General features: G+C 70.9%; 15 protein-coding genes. 7 read left to right on the plus strand and 8 right to left on the minus strand.

Annotated features, from left to right (window positions below):
* Positions 1-110: 110 nt before the first annotated feature.
* A complete protein-coding gene (locus tag C3486_RS03970; protein ID WP_258052575.1) occupies positions 111-1,220 on the minus strand; it encodes a GAF domain-containing protein in 1,110 nt (369 codons plus the stop codon).
* A gap of 374 nt (positions 1,221-1,594) precedes the next feature.
* On the opposite strand from C3486_RS03970, the gene C3486_RS03975 reads away from it, so the two are divergent.
* Both C3486_RS03975 and C3486_RS03980 read left to right on the plus strand, forming a co-directional pair.
* A complete protein-coding gene (locus tag C3486_RS03975) occupies positions 1,595-3,412 on the plus strand; it encodes an NAD(P)/FAD-dependent oxidoreductase (RefSeq protein ID WP_103831130.1) in 1,818 nt (605 codons plus the stop codon).
* Between the two features lie 116 nt (positions 3,413-3,528).
* A complete protein-coding gene (locus C3486_RS03980) occupies positions 3,529-4,209 on the plus strand; it encodes a DNA alkylation repair protein (RefSeq protein ID WP_103831131.1) in 681 nt (226 codons plus the stop codon).
* A 21-nt stretch (positions 4,210-4,230) separates the two neighbouring features.
* Here the strand turns inward: C3486_RS03980 and C3486_RS03985 are convergent, their stop codons facing one another.
* Positions 4,231-5,088, minus strand: coding sequence for a GNAT family N-acetyltransferase (locus C3486_RS03985; RefSeq protein WP_103831132.1), 858 nt, complete (start codon positions 5,086-5,088; stop codon positions 4,231-4,233).
* Positions 5,089-5,311: 223 nt separating this feature from the next.
* Between C3486_RS03985 and C3486_RS03990 the strand changes: the two genes are divergently transcribed.
* Together C3486_RS03990 and C3486_RS03995 are read left to right on the plus strand one after the other, a co-directional pair.
* Complete coding sequence (locus C3486_RS03990) at positions 5,312-5,824, plus strand: SRPBCC family protein (protein ID WP_103831133.1); 513 nt, start codon at positions 5,312-5,314, stop codon at positions 5,822-5,824.
* 246 nt (positions 5,825-6,070) lie between these two features.
* Positions 6,071-8,314 (plus strand): FdhF/YdeP family oxidoreductase, encoded by a 2,244-nt coding sequence (locus C3486_RS03995; protein ID WP_258052584.1) that lies wholly within the window; start codon positions 6,071-6,073, stop codon positions 8,312-8,314.
* A gap of 66 nt (positions 8,315-8,380) precedes the next feature.
* Here C3486_RS03995 and C3486_RS04000 read toward each other — a convergent pair whose 3' ends face one another.
* The 5 genes from C3486_RS04000 to C3486_RS04020 all read right to left on the minus strand — a co-directional run bounded on the left by C3486_RS04000 (position 8,381) and on the right by C3486_RS04020 (position 13,286).
* On the minus strand, positions 8,381-8,974 hold the full coding sequence (locus tag C3486_RS04000; protein WP_103831135.1) for a hemerythrin domain-containing protein: 594 nt from the start codon (positions 8,972-8,974) through the stop codon (positions 8,381-8,383).
* Between the two features lie 75 nt (positions 8,975-9,049).
* Positions 9,050-10,264 (minus strand): hypothetical protein, encoded by a 1,215-nt coding sequence (locus C3486_RS04005; protein WP_103831136.1) that lies wholly within the window; start codon positions 10,262-10,264, stop codon positions 9,050-9,052.
* Positions 10,265-10,347: 83 nt separating this feature from the next.
* The gene (locus tag C3486_RS04010; protein WP_103831137.1) at positions 10,348-11,424 is read right to left on the minus strand and encodes a sulfite oxidase; all 1,077 of its coding nucleotides are present in this window, start codon (positions 11,422-11,424) and stop codon (positions 10,348-10,350) included.
* Between the two features lie 123 nt (positions 11,425-11,547).
* Positions 11,548-12,612, minus strand: a complete 1,065-nt coding sequence (locus C3486_RS04015; RefSeq protein WP_103831138.1) for a sodium:calcium antiporter — start codon at positions 12,610-12,612, stop codon at positions 11,548-11,550.
* A 104-nt stretch (positions 12,613-12,716) separates the two neighbouring features.
* A complete protein-coding gene (locus C3486_RS04020; RefSeq protein ID WP_103831139.1) occupies positions 12,717-13,286 on the minus strand; it encodes a PadR family transcriptional regulator in 570 nt (189 codons plus the stop codon).
* A 72-nt stretch (positions 13,287-13,358) separates the two neighbouring features.
* On the opposite strand from C3486_RS04020, the gene C3486_RS04025 reads away from it, so the two are divergent.
* The 3 genes from C3486_RS04025 to C3486_RS04035 all read left to right on the plus strand — a co-directional run bounded on the left by C3486_RS04025 (position 13,359) and on the right by C3486_RS04035 (position 16,938).
* Complete coding sequence (locus tag C3486_RS04025; RefSeq protein WP_103831140.1) at positions 13,359-13,820, plus strand: nuclear transport factor 2 family protein; 462 nt, start codon at positions 13,359-13,361, stop codon at positions 13,818-13,820.
* Between the two features lie 249 nt (positions 13,821-14,069).
* Entirely contained in the window at positions 14,070-16,445 is a 2,376-nt protein-coding gene (locus C3486_RS04030) for a molybdopterin cofactor-binding domain-containing protein (RefSeq protein ID WP_103831141.1), read from the plus strand.
* A gap of 10 nt (positions 16,446-16,455) precedes the next feature.
* Positions 16,456-16,938 carry a (2Fe-2S)-binding protein gene (locus C3486_RS04035; protein WP_103831142.1) on the plus strand — a complete coding sequence of 161 codons (483 nt, stop codon included), beginning with the start codon at positions 16,456-16,458 and terminating at the stop codon, positions 16,936-16,938.
* 132 nt (positions 16,939-17,070) lie between these two features.
* Here C3486_RS04035 and C3486_RS04040 read toward each other — a convergent pair whose 3' ends face one another.
* Entirely contained in the window at positions 17,071-18,111 is a 1,041-nt protein-coding gene (locus C3486_RS04040; RefSeq protein ID WP_103831143.1) for a vWA domain-containing protein, read from the minus strand.
* Positions 18,112-18,188 lie beyond the last annotated feature (77 nt).

The raw sequence follows: 18,188 nt of genomic DNA on the forward strand, positions 1-18,188 counted from the left end.
GGCTGGTGAGGCGCGAGATGATCGGCGTGCGGCAAAGCGAGAGACGACACCTGACCCATCGGACAGGCCCTAGGAGCGTCGGAGCAGCCCTGCCGTGACGGGACGTTCCATTACCGGCCGGGGCGAATGGTGAGCCGTACGCCCTCGGCCAGCCGGTACGGCCGGGTGTCCACGACGGCGCCGAGGAGGCGGCGGAGGCGGCTCACCTCCGCCCGCGCGGTGACGAGGTGGTCCGGATCGCCGAACAGCGAGCGGCTCAGCGCGGCCGCCGTCAGCCCCGCCGGCCCCGCCGCGTGCAGCAGGGACAGGATCTCGGCGTGGCGCCTCGTGATGCCGCGGCACCAGCTGGTGTCGCCGGTACTCGCCCGCAGCACCGGGGGGCCGGACAGGTCGAGGTCGAGCAGCACGGTGCGGCCGCGGCCCGCCGGGCGGACGAGCCAGCCGTCGGCCAGCCTCTCCGGCAGCCAGGCGCCGAGACCGGGTACGGCGATGGCCTGGCCGGCCCGCGGCGCGGCGATCCGGTCGCCCACGGCGACGCCCGCGCGGTGCGCGACCCAGCCGTTGTCGTCCACGACCAGAGCCGGTTCGCTGCTTCCGGCCAGCAGCGGTTCGGCCAACTGCCGCAGCGCGTCCAGGCGTTGCTGGTGCGACCGCCACAGTTCCGCCTCGGCCAGCCGCGTCGCCGCCTCGACCAGCATGCCGACCGCGGGGTGCAGGGACAGCGCGGGGCCGCTGACGTCGATGACGCCGAGCAGCTGCCCGGTACGCGGGTCGTGGATCGGGGCAGCGCTGCAGTACCAGGGGTGCTGGCCCTGCTCGAAGTGCTCACCGGCGAGGAGTTCGACGGGCGCGGCCTCGGCCAGCGCGGTGCCGATCGCGTTCGTCCCGACCTTGGCCTCGGTCCAGTCGGCGCCCTCGGTGAACCCGAGTTCATCGGCCCGGCGGCGGACGGCGGAGGCACCGGCCCGCCACAGCACGGCCCCGTCGGCGTCGGTCACCACGAGCATCATGGTCGCCGCGTCCGAGGTGGCCTGGAACATCTCCGCGATCCGGTCGACCACGTCCCGCAACGGCGATGCGCACCGCCGGCGCGCGACCTCCTCCGCCGCGAAGACCTCACGCTTGTTCACGCGGTCCGCGGTGAGGCCCAGCCGCAGCATTCGCGACCAGGAGTGGGAGACGATGTCGCGGGGCGGCACCGGCGGGCGTGTGCCGGACATGACCGCCTCGTGCATCCGGACCAGGTCCCGGGCGTGCGTCGGGAGGTTCCGGCCCGGTGGGACGGCGCCACGCACCCGTACCACCTCCCGGCCCAGCGCACCGTCGCGTCAGCCGCTTCAGGATAGGAGCAGGCCGGGGCGATCGCTACGGTCGTGCACGGGGAACGGGCCGCGGGGAGCGCTGCGGTCGTGCATGCGTGCAAGGCGAACCGGTCGCGGGGAGCGCTGTGGTCCCGCCGCGTGCGAGGGAAACCCGGTCGTTCGAATCGCCAGGGTCCCGCCGCCGCGTGCAATTCGGTGCAACCCTTGTCGCCGGCATCCCGGGCGGCGTGTGATCGGCGTTACAGCATGCACGCCGGTCGGAGGGAGTTCCGATGACACAGACGCTGGACACGGTGCGGCAGGACCGTTCCCCGCAAGCACGCGTGGACGACTGGCTCGCCCGGTTCGAGTCCGCACTCGCCGCGCGTGACGTGGCGGCCGCCGCCTCGCTGTTCGCCGTCGACAGCTACTGGCGGGACCTGGTGGCCTTCACCTGGAACATCAAGACCGTGGAGGGCCGGGCCGGCGTCGCCGACCTGCTCACCGCCTGCCTCGCCGGCACCGGCCCGTCCGGGTTCCGCACCACCGAGCCACCGGCGGAGGCCGACGGCGTCACCGAGGCGTGGATCGAGTTCGAGACCGCCGTGGGGCGGGCCAAGGGCCACCTGCGGCTGACGGACGAAGGCGCCTGGACGCTGCTGACCAGCCTCCGCGAGCTCAAGGACTTCCCCGAACCGCGCGGCGACCTGCGGCCCAAGGGCGCCCGCCACGGCGCGGTCACCCACCGCCTGTCCTGGGCCGAGGAACGCGAGCTGGAACAGCAGCAGCTCGGCTACGAACGGCAGCCGTTCGTGGTGGTCATCGGCGGCGGCCAGGGCGGCATCGCGCTCGGCGCCCGGCTGCGCCAGCTCGGCGTGCCCTCTCTCGTCGTGGAGCGCAACGACCGGCCCGGCGACTCCTGGCGCAAGCGGTACAAGAGCCTGTGCCTGCACGACCCGGTCTGGTACGACCACCTGCCGTACCTCCCCTTCCCGGACAACTGGCCGGTGTTCGCGCCGAAGGACAAGATCGCGGACTGGCTGGAGATGTACACCCGCGTGATGGACGTGCCGTACTGGACGCGGTCGGAGGTCACCTCGGCCGCGTTCGACGAGGCGGCCGAGACCTGGCGGGTCGTGGTGAACCGGGACGGCGAGGAGGTCGTCCTCACCCCGCGCCACCTGGTCTTCGCCACCGGCATGTCGGGCAAGCCCAACCTGCCCTCCTTCCCCGGCATGGACGAGTTCGAGGGCGACCAGCACCACTCCTCGCAGCACCCGGGACCGGACCGGTACGCGGGCAAGAAGGCGGTCGTCATCGGCTCCAACAACTCCGCGCACGACATCTGCGCGGCACTGTGGGAACACGGCGCCGACGTGACCATGGTGCAGCGCTCCTCGACGCACATCGTGCGGTCGGACTCCCTGATGGAGCTGGGCCTCGGCGACCTCTACTCCGAACGTGCCGTACGCGCGGGCATGACCACCGAGAAGGCCGACATGGTCTTCGCGTCGCTGCCCTACCGGATCATGCACCAGTTCCAGATCCCCATTTACGACAAGATCCGCGAACGCGACGCCGACTTCTACGCGCGCCTCGAGAAGGCCGGCTTCGCCCACGACTGGGGCGACGACGGCTCCGGTCTGTTCATGAAGTACCTGCGCCGCGGCTCCGGCTACTACATCGACGTGGGCGCGGCCGAACTCGTGGCCGACGGGAAGATCAAGCTCGCGCACGGCCAGGTCGACCACCTCACCCGCACCGGCGTCGTCCTCGCCGACGGCACGGAACTGGACGCCGACCTCGTCGTCTACGCGACCGGCTACGGCTCCATGAACGGCTGGGTCGCCGACCTGTGCGGCCAGGAGATGGCGGACCGGGTCGGCAAGTGCTGGGGCCTCGGCTCGGACACCACCAAGGACCCCGGGCCCTGGGAGGGCGAACAGCGCAACATGTGGAAGCCCACCCAGCAGCCGGGCCTGTGGTTCCACGGCGGCAACCTGCACCAGTCCCGCCACTACTCCCTGTACCTCGCCCTCCAGCTCAAGGCCCGCTACGAGGGCCTCCCCACCCCGGTGTACGGACTCCAGGAGGTCCACCACCTCGCCTGACGGCCCGCTGAGCACCGGAAGTGCGGCAAGGACCGGTCGGGGCCGCGGTGCGCCTGCGCCGCGGCCGCTCCCGCCTCCGTAGGCTGACCCTCGCACGTGAGGAACAGGAGGCTGACGTGGCCGAGACGACCGTGGCCGAGGTGCTGGCCGAACTGGCCGGGCTCGAGGACCCGAAGACCCGCGAGGTGAACAAGAAGCACGGTGACGACCACGGTGTGAACCTCGGCAAGCTGCGCGCGCTCGCGAAGCGGCTGAAGACGCAGCAGGACCTCGCGCGCGGCCTCTGGGCGACCGATGACAGCGCGGCGAAACTGCTGGCGACGCTGGTCTGCCGACCCAAGGCGTTCGAGCGCGACGAGCTGGACGCCATGCTGCGCGAGGCGCGCACCCCCAAGGTGCACGACTGGCTGGTGAACTACGTCGTGAAGAAGAGCCCGCACGCCGAGGAACTGCGGCAGGACTGGCTCGCCGACCCCGACCCGGTCGTCGCCGGCGCCGGCTGGACGCTGACCGCCGAACGCGTGACGAAGAAGCCCGAAGGACTCGACCTCCCAGGGCTCCTCGACGTCATCGAGGCGGAGATGAAGGACGCTCCGGAACGCCTCCAGTGGGCGATGAACCAGTGCCTGGCCCAGATCGGGATCGCGCACCCGGAGCACCGCGCCCGCGCGATCGACATCGGCGAGCGCCTGGAAGTGCTCAAGGACTACCCGACGTCCCCCGGCTGCACCTCGCCCTTCGCGCCCGCCTGGATCACCGAGATGGTCCGCCGGCAGCAGGGACAGAGCGTGGTGTGACCGCCGGCGCCCCGGTGCGGCCTACGCGAAGTCGTACGCGGCGAAATCGGTGACCCGGCGGTATCCGAGGCGTTGGTAGAGCGCGTTGCTGGTGGGATTGGCCGCGTTCGTGAACAGCACGACCTCCTCGGCGCCGGCGGCGAGCGCGGCGCGGCCGACCTCGACCGTCACGGCCCCCGCGTAACCACGGCCGCGCAGGTGGGCCGGGGTGTGGACGGGATCGATCCGGACCTGGCCGCCGACCATCGGATTCACGCCCGCCATGGACACCGGCGTACCGTCCGGGGTCTCCCAGTAGGTGTACCGCTTCTCGGCGAAACGCGTACCTGCCCAGGAGGCGGCGTCGATGGCGACGTCCTCCCCGACGTCCGCGGCGAACGCCCGGCACCAGCTCATGAGGTGCTCGTGGTCCCGTTCGCCCACCGGACGGCCCCGGCCAGCCGGGAACGGCTCCGGCGGGGTGAGCGTGCCGAGGCGGTACAGGTGGAGCCGGACCCGGAGCGTCGGGGCCGCGCCCGTGTGGCGGTGCCAGGACTCGGCGAAGGCGGCGGCGGTGCGGTGGTCCGCGGTGACGGAGGGCGGGGCGTGCCCGAGGTCCACCAGACGGGCGGCGAGGGCATCGGCCTGCCCGGCGGTGAGAGGGGTGAGGCTCAGACCGCGGGGCGGGAGGCGGTAGCAGACGGCATGGACCTCGCCCGCCCGTTCCAGCCGGCCGAAGACGGGGGCCCGGGCGCCGTACCCGGCCCTCCCGAGCGTGCGCAGCTTTTCGAGCGCCGACAGCTGCGTGGTGTGCAGGGCGGGGCGCGAGCGCAGGAAGTCTCCGGTCCGGTCGAGGAAGCCGTCGAGGTCTTCGGTGAGGTGCCAGCCGTCCGAGTGCATGCCTCATGGTCCCTGATGCCCCGTCCCGCCGTCCCGTCGTTCGGCCGTCCCGCCGTTCGGCCGATGCGGTGAGGCGTGCTGCCAGGAGGGTTGAGCGGGGCATTCCTGGGCACTCGGGCCAGGCAATCGTACAAACGATCTTGTAGGTGCCGGGGTGACGGCACCGGCCGGTCACGGGGACGGGCCGGCCGCCGGTCACGCGGTGGACAGGCAGGACACAGGCATGAGCACCATCGAGCACTCGGTCGACGTGGACGTCCCGCTGCGCACGGCCTACAACCAGTGGACGCAGTTCGAGACCTTCCCGCGGTTCATGGAGGGTGTGCAGCGCGTGGACCGGCCGCAGTCCAACCTCACCCACTGGATCACGCGGTTCGGCGGTGTCACCCGCGAGTTCGACGCCGAGATCGTGGAGCAGCGGCCGGACGAGCGGCTGGTGTGGCGCAGCCTGCACGACCCGCGCCACACCGGCACGGTGACGTTCCACTCCCTGGGCGAGGGCAGCTGCCGGGTGGACCTGCGCCTCGACTTCACTCCGCAGGGGCTCGTGGAGCGCGCCGGGGACGGCCTGGGCGTCCTCCGCCGCAGGGTCTGCGGCGACCTGGAGTGCTTCAAGCAGTTCATCGAGGCCCAGGGGCGCGAGACCGGACAGTGGCGAGGGGCCATCGACGGCGGTCACGTACTGCCCGACTCCGGCCAGAAGCAGCCGCACGTGCCGACGTGGCCGACCGGCTGACCCCCGGCAGCGCAGCCCGCTGTCCGACCACTGCCCGGCCGAGCCGACCGGCGCAGGCCCTGCGTACCAGAGGAAGGCTGAACTTCGGTGACGACATCCCGGCACGAGGAAACAGACGCAACGGCGACCAGGGAAGCCGGAGCGGCACGGCCCGGAGCGGGCGGCGGGACCGGCGGCCGGCCCCAGGACCGGCCGGAATCCGCGGAACACCTCGAGGTCACCCCGCCGAAGACATGGGCGGTCGGCGTGCCGGCAGTGGCCAACGCACTGAAGTACTCCCTCTCCGAGACCTCCCCGCGGCGCACCATGCTGACGCTGCTGGACCTCAACCAGACCAAGGGGTTCGACTGCCCCGGCTGTGCGTGGCCCGAGCCGGAGCCCCGCCACCGGCACCTCAACGAGTACTGCGAGAACGGCGCCAAACACACCAACGACGAGGCGACCTCCCGCCGGATCACCGCCGACTTCTTCCGCCGGCACCCGGTCAGCGAACTGGCCCGCCGCTCGGACGAATGGCTCAACCAGCAGGGCCGGCTCACCGAACCCATGGTCAAGCGGCCCGGCTCCGACCACTACGAGCCGATCAGCTGGTCCGCCGCACTCGACCTGATCGCCGGTGAACTCAACGCGCTCGGCTCCCCGAACGAGGCCGTCTTCTACACCTCGGGCCGCGCCGGCAACGAGGCCGCCTTCACCCTGCAGCTCTTCTCCCGCGCCTTCGGCACCAACAACCTGCCCGACTGCTCCAACATGTGCCACGAGCCCAGCGGCACCGCCTTGAACGAAACGCTCGGCATCGGCAAGGGCGATGTGAGCCTGCTCGACCTCTACCACTCCGACCTGGTCTTCGTCGTCGGCCAGAACCCCGGCACCAACCATCCGCGGATGCTCTCCGCACTGGAGGAGACCAAGCGCAACGGCGGCCGCATCGTCGCCGTGAACCCGCTGCCCGAGGCCGGACTGATCCGCTTCAAGCACCCGCAGCGGCCGCGCGGCATCATCGGCCACGGCACCCGGATCGCCGACCGGTTCCTGCACATCCGGCTCGGCGGCGACCTCGCGCTGTTCCAGGCCCTCAACATGCTCCTGCTGGAGGCCGAGGAAGCCGCGCCGGGCACCGTCCTGGACCGGGACTTCATCGAGAGCCACACCAGTGGGTTCGAGGAGTTCGCCGCGCACCTGCGCGCCAACTTCTCCTGGCCGGAGGTGCTGGAGGCCACCGGGCTGACCCGCGCCGAGATCGAGGCCGTACGCGACATGGTGCTGGACAGCGGGCGGATCATCGTCTGCTGGGCCATGGGCCTCACCCAGCAGAAACACGGCGTCCCCACCATCCGGGAAGTGGTGAACTTCCTGCTGCTGCGCGGCAACGTGGGCGGCCCGGGCGCCGGCGCCTGCCCCGTACGCGGACACAGCAATGTCCAGGGCGACCGGACGATGGGCATCTGGGAGCAGATGCCGCAGTCGTTCCTGGACGCACTGGAGCGCGAATTCTCCTTCACGCCGCCGAGCGAACACGGCTGGGACACCGTCGACTCGATCCGGGCCATGCGGGACGGCCGGGCCAAGGTCTTCCTCGGCCTCGCGGGCAACTTCGTACGCGCCACTCCCGACAGCGACGCGACCGAGGCGGCCATGCGCAACTGCCGGCTGACCGCCCACATCTCGACCAAGCTGAACCGCTCGCACGCGGTGTGCGGCCAGACCGCGCTGATCCTGCCCACGCTCGGCCGCACCGAACGTGACATCCAGGCGGGCGGCGAGCAGTTCGTCACCGTCGAGGACTCCATGAGCCAGGTGCACGCCTCGCACGGACGCCTGGAACCGGCCTCCAAGCACCTGCTCAGCGAGGTGGCCATCCTCAGCCGGCTGGCACGCCGCACCCTCGGCGACAAGGTGCCCGTCGCCTGGGAGAGGTTCGAGGCGGACTACGGGACGATCCGCGACCACATCTCCCGTGTCGTACCGGGCTTCGAGGACTTCAACTCCCGCGTCGCCAAGCCGGGCGGCTTCGGCCTGCCGAACCCGGTGAACGAAGGGGTCTTCCACACGTCGACCGGGCGCGCGCGGTTCACCAGCAACGACTTCGAGATGCTGCGCGCGCCCGAGGGACACCTGCTGCTGCAGACGCTGCGCTCGCACGACCAGTGGAACACCGTCCCGTACACGAAGAACGACCGCTACCGCGGCATCCACGGCTCCCGCCACGTCGTCCTCGTCGACCCGCGCGACATCGAGGCCCTCGGGCTCTCGGAAGGCGCCCTGGTGGACCTGGTCAGCGTCTGGCACGACGGCACCGAGCACCGGGCCGAGGGCTTCCGCGTCGTCGGCTACCCCACCGTCCGCGGCTGCGCCGCCGCCTACTACCCGGAAACCAACGTACTGGTCCCGCTCGACAGCGTCGCCGACCACAGCAACACCCCGACCTCCAAGGGCATCGTCGTACGCCTGGAGGCCCGCAGCGCGCAGCCGGCGCCGGCGGGCGCGTGACGGCGCGGCCTCCCGGAGCGGGCCGCGCCGGTCCGGGAGGCCCGCCCCGTTCAGCCGTTCAGCTGCTCAGCCGCGCTTTCCGGGGCCGCCGTGCAGGGCGTCGCGCATGCGGTCGGCGATGGCCGCGAAGGGCCCGAGGAGCAGGTTCTTGGCACCGGATTCCACACCGGGGTGCGGGTGAGTGGGTGCGGTGGCCTCGGCGGCCCTGACGCTCTTGGCCATCGTGGCCAGGGTCCCGGGGTCGTTCAGCCGCCGCAGCTGGGCGAACTCGTACCGCTCCTCCGCACGCGCGTGCTGCATCACGGCGGTACGCAGGTCCCGCAGCGCGGGCAGGAAGTCGGCGTCCTCCGGATCCACCTTCTCCAGCGCGCTCAGCGCCTCCTTGGCCTGGCGTTCCTCTTCCAGCCGTTCGGCGACGACGCCCTCACCGCCCTCGGCCTTCTTCCGGGCGAAGGGATGGACGACCTCTTCCTCCGCCGTCTCGTGCACCGCGAGCATGCGCACCAGACGGCCGAAGGCGTCCCTCCGGGCATCGCCGGTGCTCCGCTCGACCTCGTCGAAGAGGTTGCGGATCTCCCCGTGCTGCGCCGTCAGCAGGGCGACGACATCGTGCTCGGGGTCGGGGTCGGGAACGTGTGAAGCGGTTGTCGGGTGGTTCATGGCGTCTCCTGTACGAGGAGGAGTGGAGAGCGGAGGAGTGGGCGAGGGGGAGTACGGGCGCGGAGCGGTGGCCGGTCAGTGGGCCCGGTGGTCCCAGTGGTCCCGCATCGCGGCAACGGGGTGCTCACCGTCCTGCGCGCGGTAGTCGCGGCCGAAGGCCGCTTGGTGCTGTTCCATGACCCGGTCGCTCGGGGGCGCCTCGCCGCCGTGCAGTGCCTCCTGCATGGCCTCGAACCGCTCGTGCGCCTCGCGGACGTACCCGGTGCCCAGCGTCGTGAGGTCCAGCTGGTCGGCGATCAGATGCCGCAGGTACGTCTTGTTGGGCTCGAACGTCAGCACGTTCGGCAGCTCGGGCGCCAGCACCTCGGCGGGCTCCCGGCCGTCATGACGGCGCATCAGCTCGCCCGCGACACGCAGGTGCTCCAGCTCCATGTTCAGATGCAGCTCCCAGATGGCCTTCACCTTCGGGTCGCTCTCCTGCTCCATGAAGGAGTGGTAGAGGTAGCACTCGTTGTACTCGTGATTGACCAGCTGCTCCCACCACGACTCACCCGGGTCCACCAGCGACTCGTAGTGCGTGACGTGCTCCTCCTCGATCAGCCCGATCTCCTGGTACAGCTGCCGGGCGATCGGCTCCATGTACGTCGGGCCGACGTTCATGTAGAAGTTCATCGTCTGCTGCTCCGCCGACATCACCGTCAGCGCGTGCAGCTTCGACAGCGGATCGGTCCGGGTCCTGTCGTACGGCTCGCGTACGTTGTCCACCGGATCGCGGTGGTGCAACGGCGTCGGCCGGCCCGGCATCACCTCGGTCAGCCCGTCCACCACCGACTCCGCCTTGCGGTGCTCGATCATCTCGTACAGGTTCGCGTACCGGTACAGATGGTCGAAGTCCTCCAGCACACCGAACTGGTACGCCTGCTTCAGGTACGGATCCGGCTCGCTGCGCGCCACCCACGCGGTCAGGTCCACCGCCACCTGCTCGTACGCGAGGGTCGTCTCCAGCACCGAGGAGACGCCCGGCAGCAGCCAGTTGACCGCCTTCTGCTGCTGCGCCTCGACGTAGCGGGTGCTCGCCAGCTGCCGTTTCACCTCCGGGTCCGGGCAGTGCCTGGCCATCTGATGGCTGAACAGCAGGGCCTCCACCTCGATGCCGTTCATCGTGATGATCCGGCACCGGGTGTAGGGGTCGCAGTGGTCGGGGTCGATCGGCGTCACGTTCAGCTCGCGCCAGTTGCGCAGTTGACGGTCCAGCGGAATGCCCCGCTGCTCCAAGGGATTGAACGGCATGACGTTCTCGCTTCGACTCGGGGGCTGGGAGTCCGCGGTGCCCCGACCGCCGCCCGCCAAACCACCGCACCGCGAGGGTGCCCTCAGCGGACGTCGATCCTGACGCGGGCCCACGAGTTGTTCGCGTAGCCCTTGGGATTCCACAGGTGGGCGGGGGATTCGGGCTGGGTGGCGCCGGTGTCGTCCCAGGCCCGTACGGCGATCTCCGCGGGACCGGCCGGGAGGCTCACGAGGGTGCGCCAGTGCTGCCACGCCCACGGGCCGACCGGGGCATCGACATCGGCCTGCACCCAGCTGCGCCCCTCGTCCAGCGAGACGTCGACGCGCACGACGGTGCGCTCACCACCGCCCGCGAAGGCCCAGCCGGTGACGGTGGTGGGGCCGGCGGCGAGCTGGGCACCGTCGTCGGGGGAGAGGATCTCCGCGTTCAGCGCCAGCGGGCCGAGCGGGACACCCTGGCCGGGCCGGTGGGCGTCCGCGTCGGGCGGCAGCAGCCGGTAGTCCACTGCCTGGAAGTGGTTCTGCGAGGGCTCGGCCCGGGCGGTGAGGCGCCGCACCCACTTGACGCTGCGTGCACCGATGTAGCCGGGGACCACCACGCGTACCGGCCCGCCGTGCACCGCGGGCAGCGGCTCCCCGTTCATCGACCAGGCGAGCAGCACCTCACCACCGCGGGCCTTGGACAGCGGAACCGAGCCGCCGAACGGCTGCGGCGGCTGCGTACATGGGGACTCGTCCGCGCCGAGGAAGGCGATGTGCGCCGCGCCGGTACGCGGACCGGCCGCCCGCAGCACGTCGGCGAGACGCACACCGGTCCACTCGGCGGTGGAGATGGCGGCAGGCCCCCACGGGGCTCCGGGGACGGGCCGTACGGCCGCCAGCCCGGCGCGCCGATTTCCCGCGCAGGCGAGCGTCGCCACCTCCGTACGGGGCCTGAACCGCGACCGCAGCTCGTCCAGGGACAGCTCCAGCTCCCGGTCGACCAGGCCGTCGACGCGCAGCCGCCAGGACGACGGGTCGAGCCGGGGGACCGGTCCGTGGTTGCGGCTGTAGAAGGCCGCCACCTCGGTCAGCGGCCGGCCGGCCAGCGCGGCACGCGGTGGCTCGGCATTGAACGGTTCCTCCTCGTGGACGACCATGTCCTCCCGCTTGCCCCACATACCGGGCCCCTTTCGCCACTGACCTCGTCACCGGGCACGTCCTGCCCTGCACGAACGGCTGACCTGCGGAAAAGTCACTCGCCGGGGGTGGCGTCCCGGTACCCCGAACCCATCGAACACGGCTCAGTTCCCGATGGTGGTGAGGCCGGCGATGCCCGCGGCGTACAGGACGAGGACGGCGACGCTGTCGATGCCCATCCGCAGGTACTGGCGCCGCGGCCGGAAGATCAGGCCGGCGAGGTAGACGGTGGTCAGCACGATGCCGAGCGCGGTGAGGTAGATGTCGGTGTGGTGCGCGGCCGGAAGCACCGGCCTGCCGGAGATGACCGTGGCGAGCAGGAACAGCACGGGCAGGAAGGCGTTGCCGCCGAAGATGTCGCTGATGGCCAGCTGGTAGTCGCCCAGTTCGGCCGAGGCCAGGCCGGTGCTGATCTCCGGAAGGGCGGTCGCGGTGGCAAGTACGGTGGCGCCGAACAGGACACCGCTCAGCCCCTGCCGGGCGAAGAACTCCTCACCGCTGCGCTCGATGACGACACCGGCGACGAGCGTCGCCACGGCCGCCGCGGTGAAGACGAGAGCGGCGCGTGCGGTGCCGATGCGCTGGGCGGTGGCCGCCTTCTCCTTCTTGCGCTTGGAGTGCCCGCGCGGCTCCGGCTGGGCACCCGGCGCGTCCCCGCCCTCGCGCCAGGGCAGTCCCTTGCCGGCCCGGTTCAGCAGCACCAGGCCGGTCATCCACAGCACGGTGATGGCCAGCGGCGCGGGGCCGAGCCGGGCGAAGGACAGGTCGTCAGGGAGCTGAGTGCCCATCACGACCACGGCCAGCACCGCGATCACGAGCAGCCCTTCCAGCACCAGGACGAGACTGGCGGCCAGCCGGGTCAGCGGCGCGCGCGGCCGGACCCCGGCCGCGTCCAGCACCACCAGCACGACGGTCTGGATGGCGATGCCGCCGAGGATGTTGCCGACCGCGACGTCGAGTTGCCCGGCCATGGCCGCACTCGCGGTGATGGCGATCTCCGGCAGGTTCGTGGCGATGGCCAGCAGGAGCAGCCCGCCCAACGCACTTCCCAGACGCAGCCGTTCGGAGAGTACGTCGGTGGTGTCGGACAGCTTGATACCGGAGTACCAGATCACCGCCGCGCTCGCGAGGAACAGCACCAACAGCACCGGTGAGCTCAAAGATCCCATGCGGCGCGGGGTACCCCGCAGGGCCGGAACATACCGATGCGCCACCGGCCGACGAGGCGGTGCTGCTCACGATGGAGCGGACCGTCACTCCGCCGGCCTGTGCGTCAACTCTGCGCCGCCGCCCCGTGCCGGGCTGCCAGTACGGCCAGTGCGCGCTCGCCCCAGCGCAGGGTGTCCTCCTCGAACAGGCGGCCGCGCAGCAGTGTCAGGTACGGGCCGACGCGTTCGGCGTCGCGCAGGTACTCCTCCTCGCTCCGCCCGGCGAGCAGATGCTCCAGCACTCGTTCGTACCGGGCGAGCTTGCCGCGGGCCCCCGCCATGCGCTCCTCGATGTGCGCGCGGACCGCGTCGGCGTCCCCCGCGTCCGCGGCCTGCACCTTCACCAGCAGCTCGTCCCGGATGGCGGTGGGGCGGGGCGGCTGCGCGGTGAAGGCGGCGAGGCTCTGCCGCCCGGTGCCGGTGAGCGTGAACATCCGCTTGTCCGGCCTGCGTTCCTGCCGGACGACGCGCGCCCGGATCAGACCGTCCCCGGCCAGCCGCTCCAGCTCGCGGTAGAGCTGCTGCGGCGTGGCCGCCCAGAAGTTCGCCACCGACACGTCGAAGATCTTGGCCAGCTCGTACCCCGACGCCTCGCCCTCCAGGAGCGCCGCGAGGACCGCGTACTTGAGTGACATATGGACACCGTACATCGATGCGATTACTCTCGCCCGCACCTATTCAACAAGTTGACTATGAAGGGAGAGGGCATGCACGCATTCCGTCAGGCGGTGGAGGCCGGCGACCACCGGGCCATCGAAGCGCTGCTCGCCGAGGACGTCGTCTTCACCAGCCCCGTCGCGTTCCGCCCGTACCCCGGCAAGGCGATCACCGCGGCGATCCTGCGCGGCGTCTCCCGGGTCTTCGAGGACTTCCGCTACGTACGCGAGATCCATGACGCCGAGGGCCGCGACCATGCGCTGGTGTTCGCCGCGCGGGTCGGGGACCGCGAGATCAGCGGCTGCGACTTCCTGCACACCGACGAGAACGGCCTGATCGACGAGTTCACGGTCATGGTGCGCCCGCTGAACGCCGCCCAAGCCCTGGCCGAGGCGATGGGCGCCCAGTTCGAACGGATCAGCCGGGAAGCGGCGGAGGGGATGACGGCGGCGGACGCGCCGGTGGCTGGTTCGGCGGCGGACGCGGCGGCAGCGGACGCGGCGGCCGGCTGAGGAATGCGGGTGTGCAGCCGCGGTGGCTCCTCGGGGACGTGGTGGCCCCCGCAGGTAGCCGGGCCGCGGCCCGGCGCGGCCGCCGGAAAGCCCCCTCTCCGTCTACTGTCCGGTACCGTGTTCGCTCCGTAACCGAAGATCCGTCAAACTGTCATGCACATGGCGCAATCTATGCCCGTGACGTGCACGCGTCCTGGGCGCAGTTCGGGCCGCACGGCGGAGAGTTCAGGACCTTCGGAAGGAACGCATATGGCACGACAGGGCCATTCACCCGGCGGCGCGGAGGCCGCGACCGGCAGTGCGGAGGCCGGACCCGGCGGCGCGGAGGCCGCGCCCGCTGGTGTCGGGCGACGCCGGCTGCTCGGCTATCTGCTCGCGGCGCCGACGCTGGCCGTCGGCGTCCGGCTGGGCGTGGACGGGGCGGCCGCCCAGCCCGCCGAGGCCGCGGTGCCCACCCCGCCGCAGCCCGAGGAGCTGTTCGACCTCGGTGACCTGCAGAACCTCGCGGCGGCGCCCACCTCGGGGCTGATATCCGTCCAGGTACACGCCGACGGCACCGGCACCTTCGCCGTACCGCGGGCCGAGGTCGGCCAGGGCATGACCACGGCCATCGCGATGATGATCGCCGAGGAGCTGGACCTCCCGCTGGAGCGCGTCGGCGTCACACTGGCCGACGCCCGGCCCGAGCTGCTGATGAACCAGCTCACCGGCGGTTCGAACTCGATGCGCAGCATGTACCTCCCGGTCCGTACGGCGGCGGCCATCGCCCGGCAGCGGCTGCTCACCACCGCCGCTGAGCAGTGGGGCGTCCCGGCCGGCGAGCTGACCACCAAGGACGGCGTGATCACGCACGGCTCGGCGCGCAGCGCGACGTACGGCTCGCTGGCCAAGGCCGCCGCCAGCGCGAAGACCACCGCGGTCGGCACCCCGCGCCTGAAGCCTGCCTCCGACTTCACGGTGCTGGGCACGCCCCGGAACCGCATCGACGCGCTCGCCGCCGTGACCGGACGCAAGCAGTTCGGCATGGACCTCCAGGTCGCGGACGCAAAGCCGACCATGGTCCGCAGGCCGCCGACGATCAACGGCACGGTCCAGGCCGTGCACAACGCCGACACCGTACGGAACATGCCGGGCATCACCGACGTCGCCACGGTACGGCACGGCGTTGCGGTGCGCGGCGAGACGTTCGGCCAGTGCATCGACGCGCTGCGCGCGCTGGAGGTGACCTGGGGCCCGGGGAGCGTCGACGGCGAGTCGGACGACACCGTACTGGCGAAGCTCAAGGACGCGGCGCTGCCGATGGCCGTACCGCCGGTGCTCACCAAGAAGATCGACGCGGAGTTCACCTTCGCCTTCGCGAGCAACAGCCCGCTGGAGCCGGACAACGCGATCGCCGACGTGCGGTCCGACCGCGCCGAGATCTGGGCGAGCCTGAAGGTGCCGATCGTGGCCCAGCAGGAGATCGCCGCCCGGCTCGGGCTGCCGCCGAGCGCCGTCACGGTGCATGTGGTCGAGGGCGGCGGTTCGTTCGGCCGGCACCTCTTCCACGACGTGGCGGCCGAGGCCGCGGAGATCTCGCAGAAGATGGGCAAGCCGGTCAAGCTGTCCTGGTCGCGGACCGACAACTTCCGGCAGGGCCGTACGCATCCGATGTGCGTCTCGCGCGTACGGGCGACCTACGCGGGCGGCAACGTCCTCAGCTTCGAGCAGCGCCACACCAGCGCCAAGACCGACTTCGGGCACGGCCTCGGCGAGATGATCACCTCGGCGGGCGCGAAGCTGCCGGTGGCCGGCAATCTCACCTTCGCCGAGACGATCTTCGCGCTGACCCAGTCCTCGCCGTACGACTTCGGCGTCACCACCCAGCTCCTCAACGAGGTGCCGCTGGAGTTCAACACCGGCAGCATGCGCAACATCTACTCGCCGAACGTGGTGTGCGCGCAGGAGCTGGTCATCGACCAGCTGGCGGCGAAGACGGGCAAGAACCCGGTGGCGTTCCGCCGCTCCTTCCTCAGGGACGACCGGCTGCGCGCGTGCCTGGACAAGGCCGTCGAGGCGGGGGAGTGGGGCAGGTCCCTGCCGCACGGCATGGCCCAGGGCATCGGGCTGCACAGCGAGTACCGCGGCGCCCTCGCCACACTCGTCGAGATCGACTGCCGGCCCGAGACGGTGAACCGGAAGATCAGGGACGCGGTGACCGGGCCGCGCGTCACCAAGGCGGTGATGGTCGTGGACGCGGGTTTCGCCATCAACCCCCGTGGCCTGGAAGCCCAGATGATGGGCGGCCTGAACGACGCCATCGCGCTGGCGCTCACCTCCAGCCTGCACATCAAGGACGGCATCCCGCTGGAGGGCAGCTGGGACGAGTACTTCTACACCCGGCAGTGGAACACCCCGCTGGACCTGAAGGTCATCGTCATGCCCTCGACCTCCGACAAGCCCGCCGGCGCCGGCGAACTGGGGGTGGCCCCCGCGTTCGCCGCGATCGCGTGTGCGTACGCGCGGGCCACCGGCACCATGCCGACCAGCTTCCCGATCAACCACGGCACGCTCTCCTTCGAGCCGCTGCCGCTCGAACCGTCCACCCCGCAGTCGCCCACCGACGGTCTCGACCGCGCGTACTGAGGAGCCCTCCGTGTCCCCTTCCCGCCACACCTTCAAGCTCAACGGCAAGCAGACCACGGTCGAGGCCGAGGACGACGTACGACTGCTGTGGGTCCTGCGCGACCTGCTCGGCGTGACCGGCCCGAAGTACGGCTGCGGCCTGGGCGTCTGCCAGGCCTGTACGTCACACATCAACGGCAAGGCGTTCAACCCCTGTTCGGTGCCGGTCTCCAAGATCGGTCCGGACGACGAGATCACCACGATCGAGGGCCTGCCCGCCACCGTGGGCAAGGACCTGCACCCGATGCAGGAGGCATGGCTGGACCTCGATGTCGCCCAGTGCGGCTACTGCCAGCCGGGCCAGATCATGGCCGCGGTCGCCAAGGTCCGCCAGGCCGCAGCCGAGGGCCACGACATCACCGACGCCGACCTCGACGAGATCCGCAACATCTGCCGCTGCGGCACGTACACCCGCATCCGCGAGGCCATCAAGGCGGGCGCCGAGAAGATGTGAGGCGTGCGGTGGGCCGCTGGGCCGGTGCCGGCCGGGTGCCGGCACCGGCCCACCGGCCGCCCCTCGCTCCTCGCCGGCACCGGCTCAGTGGCTGCCGTCGCTCCTCGCGACAAGCCGGTCTGTCGGCGGACGTCAGAGCATCAGCAGCAGCCGCGTGTGCGGTATCAGCTTCCGGTTCACACTGGTGCTCTGCACGAAGATGGTGAAGTCGTCATTGCGGTCCGGGTGGACGCGCACCTCCGTGTCCGGCAGCCCGAGCAGGGAACGCGCCTGCGGTCCCGTGTACACCCGGTCCGTCTTCTTCTCCAGCACCGCGATCTGCTTCTTCGCCTGAATCTTCTCCGACTTGCTCAGCTGGTAGAACGCACACCCGGTGCGGTAAGTGTGTCCGCACTCGACGACCCATTCCCGTATCGCGGCCTCGCGCGCCACCGGAATCAACTGGTACTCCGACGGATTCACCGGAGTCAGGCCGGCTGCCTCGATCGTCTCCTTGTTGACCGCATCGGCTCCCGTGGAGAACACCGCACGCGACCCCCGGATGCCCCGGGCCCGGCCCACCATGAAGTTCTCGGTGGCCTGCTGGATGACCTGCCCCGCCTCCTCCAGGCCCTGCGTGCTCGTGGCGTCCCAAATGGCGACGTTGTCCTTGGGGAAACCACACTGCATGGCCTCCCGCTTCCCCATCTGGTCCGGCACCAGCACGGCCAGCGTCCAGTTGTCCTGCTGCGTCGCTATCAACTGCGATACGGCCTGGACCAGTTCACGCGGGCTGCGAGCGGGCGCATCCGGGCAGCGGTGACTCGCGTTCTCCTGTCCGTCGGTCAGTACGAACGTCAGGAAGCTGTGATCGCCGTACAGTTGCGCGGTCTGCGCCAGCTCCCGCTGCGACTTCAGGGTGGCCGCCAGCAGCGCCGTCATCCCCCCGACCCGGTACAGCTGCTTCAGGGACGGCATCCGCAGCACGTCCTTGTCGTAGATGACGCACTCGACCGAGTCGGCGAACACGTACACCGTGACGCGGGTTTCCTGGTCCAGCTCCTTCGACCGGCGGGCCAGGTAGGCGATCTGCTGATCGGCGACGTCGACGACCTTGCGGCTCAGATGCGACATGGACGAACTGGCGTCCAGCACAAGAGCAACGTGGTTGATGTAGTTCTGGGCTCCGGACATGAACGCTCCCCCTTTTCCCTCGTTGCTTCCACCTTCTCACCCACCACTGACAATCGATCTTGAACGGCGAGCGGCGC

The organism is Streptomyces sp. Ru73 (assembly GCF_002920575.1).
GTDB lineage: Bacteria > Actinomycetota > Actinomycetes > Streptomycetales > Streptomycetaceae > Streptomyces.